The following is a 12,053-nucleotide window of genomic DNA, read 5'->3' as shown; positions in this document are numbered from 1 at the left end:
GATCCGTAACTGAGATCGGGCATTGCGCCTTTTTTTAACTGAGTTTAAGCGTCGACGACACACTGGCCCGCTAACCGGCCAAAGGTCACCGCATGACTGGCGGTCAATCCGGGCACCCGGTCGGGATAGGCGCCCCAGAAGAAGCCACCGGCACAGTTACCAGCGGCATACAACCCGGCGATCGGGGCTTCGTGTTGGTCGAGGACTTGCATCTGCGAATTGACGTGCAACCCATCTAGGGTGGCCAATAAAATACCACCCAGGGTCACCGCGTAGTACGGTCCTTCGTCGACCGGGAACAACCGGTAGGCTTCCTTGCCAAAGTCGGTATCCTTCCCCGCGTCGCAGAGGTCGTTATAGTGAGCGACCGTTTTGGTCAATTGATCGACCGGTAGGTGCATCTTGGTGGCCAACTCGGCGATACTATCGGCCTGTTGCACGTAACCCTTGTCAAGGTAGTCTTGTAGCAACTTCTTTTCGCCATCGGTGCTGAAGATTCCCGGCCACCCCAACCGCGAGCAGCCCAACGTGTGGAATTGCTTGAGGTTATCCATGGTCTTGGCGTTCCACACCATAACTTCCAGGTGTCCCGGTTGGTGCATCAACGAATTCATGGCAAACTGATAGGGCGCGCTTTCGTTAAAGAACCGTTCGCCCCGCAGGTTGACCTTGAGTAACGGGTAAGACCCCAATACGAACTGGTGACTCTGCCAGTCCTTAACGTAATAGTCGTCGATGTTGGTGCCCACGGGGACCGCCCCTCTGTCGAAAATGATGCTGGCCGGCTCCAGGTCACGCGCCGCACCGACTTCAAGGGCGGCCACTTGACCGGACCCGTCGTCGCGCGGGCTCTGCGTGTAGGTGTTCTTTTTCAGGAGTGTCGGGGCCCACTTTTGCATCAACGCCTCATTGGCGCCGTACCCCCCGGTACACAGAATCACCCCTTGCTTGGCGGTAATCTCCCGGACTGCGTGGGTCTCGGTATCTTCGACCTGCACCCCGATGACCCGATTCTGAGCGTCGGTCAGCAGATGTTCCAGCTTGGTATTGTACTGGAACTCAACTCCCAGGGCTTGGTCGGTGGCAATCACGTACTTGCCCCACCCCCAGTCCCAGGCCTTTTCGTCGGCCGTGATCTCGTTGCCGGACGGAAAGGCCTTGTTCATCAAGGTTTCGTAATAGGCGTCCCCGGTGGCGTAAAGGTGATCGCCGTTGGGCTTTAAGACCTTTTCTTCCAACCAATCCAAGGCCTCACCACTGTGGTTCACCCAAGTCCACAAAAGTTGTTGGTCAACGTTATCCTGTGCGAAGGCCGAGAGAAATTCGACCAGTTCACGTTTGTCAATCTTAACGCCGGCCCGTTGTTGCGCGTGGCTGTCCACGGACGCAATGGTGTTACGGTAGAGGTATTCGCTGTTGGCCTTCTTGTCGATGACCAAGACCTTGGCGCCCTTTTCGGCGGCGGCCCCGGCGGCAAAACCGCCCGCGTTAGCGGCTCCCACGACGATGACGTCGTATGCTGCATTTTCCATGACGATCCACTCCTTTTTCCGTTATCGCTTACACCCTTGATATTAAGCCATTTCTTGGCGTATGATGAAGACTAAACGGCAAGTCAAGTTGACGAAATGGAATGTTGAAAATGAACTCAATGCAGCTTAAATGCCTCATCTCGCTGGGGCAGACCCACAGTATCACGCAAACCGCCGCCAAGCTCTACATCGCCCAATCAACGGTTTCTAAAAATCTCAAACGCTTAGAAGATGAGTTGGGATTCCCCATTCTCACCGTTCGGGCCCACCAAACACACCTAACACCCGAGGGCCAGTACCTCTGGACGCACGTGCAAAAACTGGACGCCCAGTTCACCGCAGTGATCGAACACATTTACGCTCAGAAGGCCTCGACCCCAATCACCGTGGCCCACTCCATCATCCCCTTCGAGCGGGCCTTCCTGCCGCTGTTCATTCAACGCTTCGCGGCCCATCACCAGCGGCCCGTGCACCTCATCAATTTCTCCCCCGCGGCGTACGCGGACAGCCTAAACCTCCTGTTGCAGCAAGAAGCGACCTTCCTGTTGATGCAGGAAGATTTTTTCCGCCACGATTCCCGAATTTCCTTTACCCCATTGCTTCAGGCCCGTTACTCGGTCATCGTCCCACGGCAACATCCGTTAGCCACCCAACCACTGATCACTTTAGAGCAGCTAGCGCACCAACACCTGTGGGTTTGGAACAGTGAGCCACCGGTCCGGTCCGTGGTCCAGGTCAGTCAGCTCATCCGCGACCGGGTGCCCAGTGCTACGCTCACGCCGGTTGTCAACATCGCGGAGTGTGCCATGTACGCGGCCTCGGGAGCCGGCCTGGGAATCGTGCCTAGTGTGGCCTACGATACCGGGAATCCCGACGTGGTCTACAATTTCTTAGACGTTCCCATCCCCATCAACTACGGGGTCAGCTACCTGCGGACTACCAAGAAAGAAGCCTACTTTCCCGCGGTGATTCACGACCTGACCACCGCAGTCAAAACCAAGAAGGACTTATGGTCTTGACCGAAAAATAGCCCCCATCCAGGTGACCGACAACAACTGTCGGTTCTGGATGGGGGCTGTTTTTAAGATCGATGCTAGTCCTTGTAGATTTCCTTCGCCAGGCCAAACGCGGACCACGCCTTAGGCCAGCCGGTGTAAAAGGCCAGATGGGTGATCAATTCAACCATTTCGTCCTTAGTCACCCCGTGTTGCTTGGCAATCTTCATGTGAGCCTCTAATTGGGGCACCCCCTGCGTTAACAGGCTAGCCACCGTGATCAGACTCCGGTCGCGGGCGGACAGTTGATCCTCGCGAGACCAGACTTCCCCAAACAACACATCATCGTTGAGTTCGGCGAATTTTGGGGCAAAGTCCCCCAGGTTATCGCGACCCGCAGTTTGTTTTTCGGCCATTTTACTTATCCCCTTCCACAGCGGCGTACTCTTCGTCGGAAACCGGTTCGAGCCATTCTGGCGTCCCCGCGGTAATCGCAATGTGGGAGAACCAGCTATCCTTGGTAGCCCCGTGCCAGTGCTTGACGCCATCGTGAGTCACGACCACGTCACCGGCCGTCAAATGCCGGGCGGGTTGGCCGGCTTCTTGGTACCAGCCTTCCCCACCGGTCACCAGTAAGATCTGAAACCCGTCGTGGTGGATGTGCCAGTTGTTCCGGCAACCGGGTTCAAAGGTCACGTTGCCGACCCCGACACTCACGTTCGGGTCGTTCACTAAGCCTTGTAAGTAACTCTGACCGGTGAAGAACTTCGCGTACGCGTCGTTCTTGGGACCCATTGGAAAAATACCGTTCTTGATGTTTTCGTTTTTAGCCATGATTGTTTTCCTCCTAAAATTAAGCTTGTTTGGTGGGGTAAATCGTAAATTCGTTGACGTTCACGTCTTCGGGTTGGTCGACCGCAAAGTTAACCACCCGGGCAACGGCGTCCGGCGTGATTCCCACGGCGTCGTAGAATTGTTGCATCCCGGTCGCCGTCGATTGGTCGGTAATCGTGTGCAACAGTTCAGTGTTAATGGCCGCCGGATAGAGTGAAGCGGTCCGGATGTTGGTGCCTTCCTGGGCACTTTCCATCCGAATGACTTCCATCAGATTACGGACGGCAAACTTGGTGGCCCCGTAGACCCCGGCGCCGGCAAAACTCTTCAGACCGGCAACGGACGACGTGGTAATGATCTGCCCGTGTTTCTGGGCGGTAAAGGTCGGCATCACAGCCGCTACGCCGTTGAGGACCCCTTTCAAGTTAATGTCGATCATCGCGTTCCATTCGTCGATGTGTAACGCACTGATTGGTGAACTCGGCATGATACCAGCGTTGTTGAAGATGACGTCTAAGCCGCCAAAGGTCGTTTTGGCGTGGTCAACTAAGGCCTGAACATCGGTCGGCTTGGTCACGTCGGTCACGTGGTAAGTTGCTTGGCCCCCTGCCGCTTCAATGGCCTGAACGATGGCTTGGAGTCGGTCTGCTCGCCGGGCCCCCAGGACCACCTTGGCCCCATTTTGGGCTAAGAGCTTGGCACTGGCTTCACCAATACCGGAAGACGCGCCGGTAATCACGATAACTTTATCTTTAACTGTCATATAGAGATTACTCCTTTAATGTTGTGGGATTGTTTTCTAAATACTGTTGGAGCCAATGGTCCACGGCCGGGGCCGCGCGGGCGACCCGCGACCCGCGAATCGGTAAACCGGGTTGCACTACCGCACTGGGGCACAACCGTTGTAGGTCGGCCACACTCTGCCCCAGACCGCTACCCTCGTGCGTCGCAAACGGATAAATTATTCGCGGGGACGGGGTGGTTTGGGTAAGTAGCGTGGCGATTACGCGCGGCACGTGGCCGAACCAGATGGGGTAACCCAGAAACCAGATGGGCGATTGTAAGGTCACAGCGTCTAGTGGTTGAATCGCCGGTAGGGCTTGGTCGGCTAACTCCAACTTGGCGCGGTGCAAAACCGCTGGATAACTGATTGGGTAGGCAACTCGCGGTTGCAGGGCTACCGGCGTAACGTTCAGGCGGTCACCCAATAAACGGGCGACCTGTGCCGTATGACCCACGCGAACCAACGGCGTTTGACCGTGAACCAGGGTTTCCCCGGGTGATGAAAATTCAATTAACGTGATCATCGGCAAACCTCCTTCAACGTTGCGCCTTGATAACAGAACCTAGTGTACGGCCAAAATTGATATAGGTCTAATGCTTGTTAATATTGTTTTAATGCTTTTAAGGCATATCAATATCGAATTCGGTTCGACAAAAAAACGCGTCGCCTAATGCGCGAACGCGTCTTGAAAGTAATGAATAAATTCGGTCACGACCGGCGTCAACACCCGATCCTTGCGCCAAACCAACACACAGTTAGTCTGAATGGCCGGTTTGAGCGGAATGAACCGCGTCTCGGCCGGCTGGCGGTTGGTCACCGCCCCGGCGATCATCAACGCCGCAGCTACCTGATGGGCCACCAACGGCAGGACGTTAAAACTCAGGTTATAGGTGCCCACGATATTGAGCTGTTCGCGGGTCAACCCCGACCAATCGGTCAACAAGCGCTGTACTTCCGGTCGATTGGAAATCATCAACGGCATCCCCGCGAGGTCACTGGGCGCCACACTGGCCTGTTGGGCCAAAAAGGCATCGGCCGCCACTAACAGGCCCCAGGTTTCAGTCCGCGGCAAGGTCAACGTCGCGTACTTATCGGTGTTGACCGGTTCCAGTAAAATCGCCAGGTCGATCAAGCCCTTGTCCAGTTGATCGGTGATGATGTCGCTGGCACTGCTGAAGATGTGAAAGGTCACCTGCGGGTAGTCGCTCACGAAATCTTCCAACATCATCGCCAACGTGTCGGAGTTATCGGCCTCGACGCACCCCACCGCCACGTGGCCACTAAAGAGCTGCTGTTGACGGTTGGCAAATTCCTGCTCCGTTTGCTGGGTCAACTGTAAGATTTCGGCGGCCCGACTCTTCAAAAAGAGCCCCGCCTCGGTGAGCACGAGCCCCTTACTTTGTCGTTCGAATAACGGCGTACCGAGTTGTGTTTCTAATTCTTTTAATTGGCGACTTAGCGTCGGCTGCGTCACGTGTAGGATCTCCGCGGCGCGCGAAATATTTTCCTCTTCCGCTATCGTCCAAAAATATCGTAGTAGCCGTAGCTCCACGCCGCCACTTCCTTTAGCTTAAAATTCTGGGAGTTCCGGGAACAATTCTCTCAGCTGCGCACGCGGATCCTTGGTCTGCGTGTCGCGCTCCTGCAAGACTTGTGTGACCCCCTGATAGGTAAACATCAGCAAGTCGGCACCGAACTCGTCTTTGACTTGGTAGAACTGAATGCCCGCCTGCATCGCCATTAAGATGAAGTGCTGGCACCGGAAATTCAAATCCTTGTAGACCGGTAATAACGCCACGCTGTTCAGCCGCTGATAGCGCCAGGCGTTGGCGACCCGCAACCCGTAATCCATCAGGCTGTGCTGTTCGACTCGCGTCATGATCTTAGCGGCCGGCGTTAATTCCGGATGCGTCAGGACCTCGCCCAGATCGTCGATGGCCCCCCACTGCTCCGTATGCGCGTGCAACTTCTGCGCCATGGTCTTCATGGCCTGAAAGATCTCTTCGCCCGCCGTCTGAAATTGGGTGGGTTGATCAGGTTGTTCCAACGCCACGGCAATGTTTTGTTGTCGCGCCGCCGTCAGGACCGCCGCCAGGTTAGTCGTTGGTAAGGGCGTCACCAACAGGTAGATCATGAAGGTCTTTAAGAAGTATAACGCGTGACGACTGACGCCGTTAGCGGTGAACGGCGTGTTGTCGAACCCGTTAAATTCCAGGTAGCCAATCCCCCCGGTCAAGAAGTCCTGCGGTGTGGGTTGTCCCTTCAAGGTCACGGGTCCGGCCGGCACGGCAGCCCCGGCAGCAATCAACCGTTGTAGCGCGCCTAGATGGGCTCCTAAAGAGGTGTAGGTCACCGGGGTCCCCGCGGGGAGTGCCCCGCAATAACGTAGGCTGCGCACCGGTCGTTGGGGCAACTCCGGCAACGTATCGAGAAAGCCCTTTTCGGCCATGGGTGTCGCGCCGAACAGGTAGGTCAATAACCATTGATACCGCACGAAGTTCTGGGCGACCCGAAAGTAGAGTTCATTCTTAAAGGCCACCACGGAATCGAAATCAGCCGTGTAATGACTGTACAGCCGGTGAATCACGGGATCGGGTAAGCTGTAACTGATTTTGACCCCGGTCAGCCAATCGGTCTGATGTCCCGCCCCGGCACTGGCCAGTTCGGCGGCTTCAATCTTGGGTGGCAGGGTCAACGGCCAGATCCGATCGTCACCCTCCAGTGACCGGTACGCCACCGTTTGCAGGGTGTCTAACCGATCCAGGATGCCCCCAATATTGGGATTGGGTTCCGTCACCAAGGTAACCTGACTGGGCCGTTTGCCTTCACGCAGGTACGGATGATCCGCTCGGTTCGCCCAGGCGTGCGGTTGGGGACGGCGGCTAAGGTGACCATGCTGGTCGACCCGGTGCTCCGTTAATTTAATGCCCACTAAACTATGGTAAAGTTGCTCTGATAAATTTTCTTCTCGAATAACCGCTAATAAGTTTTCCAGCATGGCGGTAACATCCCCTGACTGCAAATAACCCGTTTACCTAAAGTTTAGCCAAAAGCGACGGTCCTGTCACTAATCTGGCTTAAATTTCTTGCGAAAAACGCAACTTTTATTTTTGACGGGCGCCGAGCGCATTGACGGGCAAAACGAGGGCCTAAAATCGGGTGATTTTGGGATTAACCATTAGCACGTTGATACTACATCTGGGATGTCTGAAAAAGTCAGCATCTGAACCCAGAAAAAAGAGACGACGTCGGAACACTCGTCCCGATATCGTCTCTTGGTTTGTGCCTATTCAATTTAAAACCCTATACTACTTAATCTGAACAATCGACTAAAACTACAATCCATTCTAGTGTGAGCTGAAGGACCAGCCAGCAATGAGCTCAGGAGTGTCGTTGGTCTTAGCCGACGTTTTGAGTCGACTTAGACCAAGGTCGGTCTTCAAGACTCGGTCTGGGAGGCTTGAAGCCGTGCCCACTCCGTTCCAGCCCATTGCTGGCTGGTCCGGAAGCGCTGAGCCTACCTATCCTACAAACTAGGATTTGACATAGTTCTACCGAATCGTTTCATGGATCAAGGTTACGGGTTCGGCGTGGTCGCTGATTTCGATGTTGTCGTACAACAACTTCTTGATATCGTCCACGTCTTCGCGGTCACTGTAGATGGTCAACAGTGAGTCGCCTTCCTTAACTTGATCACCGATCTTCTTGTTCATCATGATGCCGACCGCGTAATCCAGCTGGTCGTCAGCCTTTTGCCGACCACCACCGAGTAACATGGAAGCAATCCCCATCTCGTCGGCTGCGACCTTGCTGACCACTCCGGCCTTTTGCGCAGGCAAGTCAATCTTGAACTTGGCTTGTGGCATGATTTCTGGGTGATCGACCACGTTACGGTCCCCGCCTTGAGCAGCGACCATGTCGCCAAACTTCTTCAAAGCTGAGCCGTCGGTGATGGTTTGTTCACACATCTTCCGCGCGTCGTCCAAGTTGTCGGCCTTCTTGGCCATGACCACCATGTGGGCACCCAAGGTCAAGACTAAGTCGGTAATATCCTTCGGGCCGTTGCCCTTCAAGATATCGATGGATTCTTTAATTTCCAAGGCGTTCCCGATGGCGTTCCCTAAGGGTTGGTTCATGTCGGAGATGATGGCCATGCAGTCCATGCCCACACCCTTGCCGATTTCAACCAAGGCATGCGCTAATTCCCGGGAGTCGTCTAGGGTCTTCATGAAGGCCCCGGAGCCGGTCTTCACGTCAATGACTAAGGCGTCGGTTCCAGAAGCAATCTTCTTACTCATAATGGAGCTGGCAATCAACGGAATGGAGTCCACCGTGTCGGTCACGTCCCGTAAGGCGTAGATCTTCTTGTCGGCCGGGGCAATGTTCCCGGTCGCACCGACGATGGCACATTTCACGTCTTGAACTTGCTTGAGGAAGTCCTTTTCGCTAATTTCCACCGTGTAGCCTGGAATCGCTTCCAATTTATCCAAGGTGCCACCGGTATGACCTAAGCCCCGGCCGGAAATCATGGGTACCGGAATCCCTAAGGCCGCCACGATTGGAGCCAATGGGATACTGGTCTTATCACCGACCCCACCGGTCGAATGCTTGTCGGCCTTGATGCCGTCGATACTTGAGAGGTCCAAGTGGTCCCCGGACTTCATCATGGCCATGGTCAATTCGGAACGTTCCGCATCGGTCATGTCCTTGAAGTAGGTTGCCATTAGAAAGGCACTGGTTTGATAATCAGGAATTTCACCGGAAACGACCCCATCAACGAAGGTTTGGATTTCTTCTTTGGTTAATTCGCCGCCGTTACGTTTCTTATCGATAATATCTACCATTCTCATGCTTCAGTCACTCCATTTCTAGTCATTGACGTCTTTAAGCCAGACGCCGTCCATTTTCCTCGTGAAATCAGCAAAGGCAGTCGCCGCCGGTCGGCTGGCGAACTGCCCCTGTCGCTTACTTCGTTACTTTTAAAAGGGTTGCTGCTGCGTGTTGATCAATAATCAGGCAATTGGAATACCCGCCCCGCAAGGCCGCTTGAACCGCGGGAACTTTGGCATCACCCGCCGCCACTAAGATTGAGTGCTCCTTGTGGCGTAAGCTGTCCAGTTCAATGCCGATGGTGCGTTGATTCAACTCGGTATCGACGATTTCACCATTCTCATCGATGTACCGGGAGAAAATATCCCCCACCGCGCGCTGTTGCAGGTAGTGCTTCTCCTTTTCTTGGAGGTAGCCTAATTGAAATACCAGTGCGGTGTTGCGGACGGTTCCCGCCGAATAGATTGCGATATTAGCCTTTTCTCCGAGCTGTAAGAGGTATTGAATATGGCGTTCCGCTTCCACCAATTCCTTAGTTTGTTGGTGGTCGAAAATCACCGGTAGTGGCAGGTACTGGGGCATGGCGTGAAAGGCATTGGCAAAGGCATCAATACTTTCATACGCGTAAGTATGCTCCGTGGAGTAACTGACACTCCCCTTCAGCTGGATCACCTCCACCCCCGTCAGGGTGTCGGGTTGTAAATTTTGACCAATAGCGTAGATCGTTTTCCCCCAACCAATCCCGATCACATCGTGTTCCGCCACGATGCTCTCGAGGTAACGGGCTGCGTACTGCCCGACGGTATTCAGGACTTCGTTGGTTGCCGTAAGCTGTGTCGGGACCACGTGAACTTCCACGTGGTAGGCGTCGGTCAACGCCTGTTCGAGCGTCTGCACGTCTTGAACCGGATCAATAATCTGAATGCGGACCAGGCCTTGTTTGCGGGCAAATTGTAAGAGCCGTGAAACCGTGGGCCGAGAGATACCAAGTTGCTGGGCAATCTGACTTTGACTTTGGTCCGCTTGATAATACAGCTTCGCGACGGTTAGCCCTTGGGCGATCCGTTGATCCGTGGTCTCGGTCATGGTATTGCCTCCTTCGTGATTCAGGGTGGTCATCTCGCTGGATGACGGTTAACCGATAGATCTAGCGAATGGCAGCTTCTAAGGCGACTTTAATCATGTCATCGAAAGACTTTTCCCGTTCTTCGGGCGTCGTCGATTCGCCGGTAATCAGGTGGTTACTAATGGTTAGAACGGACATCGCCTTAACGTGGTACTTCGCGGCAATCAAGAAGAGCGCAGCGGATTCCATTTCGGTCGCGATGACACCGTAGTCGACCAACTTTTTGCGGTCCATTTCATCGTTGTAGAACCGGTCTTCGGCTAAGACGTTCCCAACTTTGACCGGAATGTTCAATTCCTTAGCGGCGTGGTAGGCGTTATCCAACAGACCGAAGTCACTGATTGGCGCGTAGTAGATGCCGCCACCAAAGATGTTGTGGATAATGGAAGAATCGGTCGTGGCTGCTTGGGCTAAGACCACGTCACGGACGTGAACGTCGGGGCTCATCCCACCGGACGTCCCCACCCGGAAGAGTTTCTTGGCACCGTATTCGGTGACCAATTCGTGAGCGTAAATGGAGATTGAAGGAATCCCCATCCCGGTGCCTTGAACGGAGATCCGGTGACCCTTGTAGGTCCCGGTGTACCCGAAGGCGTTCCGGACTTTGTTATAGCAAACGGGATTGTCTAAGTACGTTTCCGCAATATACTTGGCCCGTAACGGGTCACCTGGCATTAAGACCGTGTCCGCAATGTCGCCCTGTTTCGCTTCCAAATGATTACTCATGATTCGTTTCCTCCTTAGTGTTGACCTACTTTAAATCCGCTAAGAAACTGTGTCCTTCATTGTTACCCTTAACACCAAAGTTATCCAAGACCGTGGCCCCAAAGTCGGAGAATGGGGACCGAATGCCGAGGCTGCCACCCTGCTTGAAGCCTGGTGAGTAAACCACTAACGGCACGAATTCACGGGTGTGGTCGGTTCCCCGGTAAGTTGGGTCGTTCCCGTGATCGGCGGTGATCATCAATAAATCATCGTCGTGCATGTTGGCCATCACGGTGCCTAAACGCTTATCGAAGTCCATCAACGCGTTCCCAAAGCCTTCTGGGTTCCGCCGGTGACCGTACATCGCATCGAAGTCCACCAAGTTAATGAAGCAAAAACCGGTGAAGTCTTCTTGCATCACGTGGTCGACGTGGTCCATCCCGTCCATGTTGCTTTCGTTATGGTAGCCTTCGTCAATTCCGTGGCCGGAGAAGATATCATTGATCTTACCGACACCAACGACGTGAACGCCAGCGGCTTGCAACCGATCCATGTCGGTTTTGTCGGTTGGTTCCAACGTGAAGTCGCGCCGGTTAGCCGTCCGGGTAAAGTGTTGGGCATCGGGGCCCACGTAAGGCCGGGCGATAATCCGACCCACTAAGTATTCGGGGCCATTCACTAATGAGCGGGCGTATTCACAAATCTTGTAAAGTTCGTCCAGCGGAATGACCTCTTCGTGCGCGGCAATCTGGAGAACGGAATCTCCGGACGTGTAAACGATCAGGTCCCCGGTCTTCATCTGTTGTTCCCCGAGTTCGGCGATGATCTTGGTCCCGGATTCTGGCCGGTTTCCAATCACCTTGCGGCCGGAGAACTTTTCCAACTTATCAATGATGTCGGCTGGGAAGCCGTTCGGGAACGTGCTGAGCGCCTTACGAACGGGCAGGCCCATCATTTCCCAGTGACCGTCCATGGAATCCTTACCGGCAGAGATTTCTTGCATCTTGCCGTAGTAAGCGTGGGGGTCATCCGCCACGGGAACACCTTCGATTGGCGTATCGCGCAGGTTAGAAATCCCCATCTTTGCTAAGTTAGGCAATGCCAGCTTACCCGCAAAGTGTTCGCCGACGTGGCCGATGGTGTCGGCCCCTTCATCACCGTACTTAATGGAGTCAGGCGCAGCGCCCGTTCCAACAGAGTCCATGACTAATCCAAAAATTCGTTTAAATTTCATCCTTGATTGCCCC

General features: G+C 54.4%; 12 protein-coding genes. 1 reads left to right on the top strand and 11 read right to left on the bottom strand.

Annotated features, from left to right (window positions below; genetic code table 11):
• Positions 1-44 precede the first annotated feature (44 nt).
• A complete protein-coding gene (locus FD25_RS00205; protein WP_057800585.1) occupies positions 45-1,532 on the bottom strand; it encodes an FAD-dependent oxidoreductase in 1,488 nt (495 codons plus the stop codon).
• 119 nt (positions 1,533-1,651) lie between these two features.
• Here FD25_RS00205 and FD25_RS00200 point away from each other — a divergent pair, with 119 nt between their 5' ends.
• On the top strand, positions 1,652-2,551 hold the full coding sequence (locus FD25_RS00200) for a LysR family transcriptional regulator (RefSeq protein ID WP_162256250.1): 900 nt from the start codon (positions 1,652-1,654) through the stop codon (positions 2,549-2,551).
• Between the two features lie 74 nt (positions 2,552-2,625).
• Here FD25_RS00200 and FD25_RS00195 read toward each other — a convergent pair whose 3' ends face one another.
• The 10 genes from FD25_RS00195 to FD25_RS00150 form a co-directional block, all read right to left on the bottom strand.
• On the bottom strand, positions 2,626-2,943 hold the full coding sequence (locus tag FD25_RS00195) for a carboxymuconolactone decarboxylase family protein (protein WP_057800583.1): 318 nt from the start codon (positions 2,941-2,943) through the stop codon (positions 2,626-2,628).
• A gap of 1 nt (position 2,944) precedes the next feature.
• A complete protein-coding gene (locus tag FD25_RS00190) occupies positions 2,945-3,361 on the bottom strand; it encodes a cupin domain-containing protein (RefSeq protein ID WP_057800582.1) in 417 nt (138 codons plus the stop codon).
• A 19-nt stretch (positions 3,362-3,380) separates the two neighbouring features.
• Entirely contained in the window at positions 3,381-4,124 is a 744-nt protein-coding gene (locus FD25_RS00185; protein ID WP_057800581.1) for an SDR family oxidoreductase, read from the bottom strand.
• Positions 4,125-4,131: 7 nt separating this feature from the next.
• Complete coding sequence (locus FD25_RS00180; RefSeq protein WP_057800580.1) at positions 4,132-4,668, bottom strand: flavodoxin; 537 nt, start codon at positions 4,666-4,668, stop codon at positions 4,132-4,134.
• 144 nt (positions 4,669-4,812) lie between these two features.
• On the bottom strand, positions 4,813-5,697 hold the full coding sequence (locus FD25_RS00175; protein WP_057800579.1) for a LysR family transcriptional regulator: 885 nt from the start codon (positions 5,695-5,697) through the stop codon (positions 4,813-4,815).
• 18 nt (positions 5,698-5,715) lie between these two features.
• Entirely contained in the window at positions 5,716-7,143 is a 1,428-nt protein-coding gene (locus FD25_RS00170) for a gamma-glutamylcysteine synthetase (protein WP_057800578.1), read from the bottom strand.
• Between the two features lie 553 nt (positions 7,144-7,696).
• Positions 7,697-8,995: a pyrimidine-nucleoside phosphorylase gene (locus FD25_RS00165; protein WP_057800577.1), complete on the bottom strand. Its 1,299-nt coding sequence runs from the start codon at positions 8,993-8,995 to the stop codon at positions 7,697-7,699.
• A gap of 115 nt (positions 8,996-9,110) precedes the next feature.
• Positions 9,111-10,061 (bottom strand): sugar-binding transcriptional regulator, encoded by a 951-nt coding sequence (locus FD25_RS00160; RefSeq protein ID WP_057800576.1) that lies wholly within the window; start codon positions 10,059-10,061, stop codon positions 9,111-9,113.
• A gap of 61 nt (positions 10,062-10,122) precedes the next feature.
• Positions 10,123-10,827 carry a purine-nucleoside phosphorylase gene (gene deoD / locus FD25_RS00155; RefSeq protein WP_057800575.1) on the bottom strand — a complete coding sequence of 235 codons (705 nt, stop codon included), beginning with the start codon at positions 10,825-10,827 and terminating at the stop codon, positions 10,123-10,125.
• A 25-nt stretch (positions 10,828-10,852) separates the two neighbouring features.
• Positions 10,853-12,040, bottom strand: coding sequence for a phosphopentomutase (locus tag FD25_RS00150; RefSeq protein ID WP_057800574.1), 1,188 nt, complete (start codon positions 12,038-12,040; stop codon positions 10,853-10,855).
• Positions 12,041-12,053: the final 13 nt, after the last annotated feature.

This window comes from Levilactobacillus acidifarinae DSM 19394 = JCM 15949 (assembly GCF_001434835.1).
GTDB lineage: Bacteria > Bacillota > Bacilli > Lactobacillales > Lactobacillaceae > Levilactobacillus > Levilactobacillus acidifarinae.
The sequence above is the reverse complement of the archived record's forward strand: the minus strand, read 5'-3'. Positions and strand labels throughout refer to the sequence as shown.

Excerpts from the sequence above, each read along its gene's own strand:
- FD25_RS00185 (WP_057800581.1), bottom strand. The coding sequence starts at position 4,124 with ATGACAGTTAAAGATAAAGTTATCGTGATTACCGGCGCGTCTTCCGGT.
- FD25_RS00150 (WP_057800574.1), bottom strand. The coding sequence starts at position 12,040 with ATGAAATTTAAACGAATTTTTGGATTAGTCATGGACTCTGTTGGAACG.
- FD25_RS00190 (WP_057800582.1), bottom strand. The coding sequence starts at position 3,361 with ATGGCTAAAAACGAAAACATCAAGAACGGTATTTTTCCAATGGGTCCC.
- FD25_RS00195 (WP_057800583.1), bottom strand. The coding sequence starts at position 2,943 with ATGGCCGAAAAACAAACTGCGGGTCGCGATAACCTGGGGGACTTTGCC.
- FD25_RS00200 (WP_162256250.1), top strand. The coding sequence starts at position 1,652 with ATGCAGCTTAAATGCCTCATCTCGCTGGGGCAGACCCACAGTATCACG.
- FD25_RS00180 (WP_057800580.1), bottom strand. The coding sequence starts at position 4,668 with ATGATCACGTTAATTGAATTTTCATCACCCGGGGAAACCCTGGTTCAC.
- FD25_RS00205 (WP_057800585.1), bottom strand. The coding sequence starts at position 1,532 with ATGGAAAATGCAGCATACGACGTCATCGTCGTGGGAGCCGCTAACGCG.
- FD25_RS00170 (WP_057800578.1), bottom strand. The coding sequence starts at position 7,143 with ATGCTGGAAAACTTATTAGCGGTTATTCGAGAAGAAAATTTATCAGAG.
- FD25_RS00160 (WP_057800576.1), bottom strand. The coding sequence starts at position 10,061 with ATGACCGAGACCACGGATCAACGGATCGCCCAAGGGCTAACCGTCGCG.
- deoD (WP_057800575.1), bottom strand. The coding sequence starts at position 10,827 with ATGAGTAATCATTTGGAAGCGAAACAGGGCGACATTGCGGACACGGTC.
- FD25_RS00165 (WP_057800577.1), bottom strand. The coding sequence starts at position 8,995 with ATGAGAATGGTAGATATTATCGATAAGAAACGTAACGGCGGCGAATTA.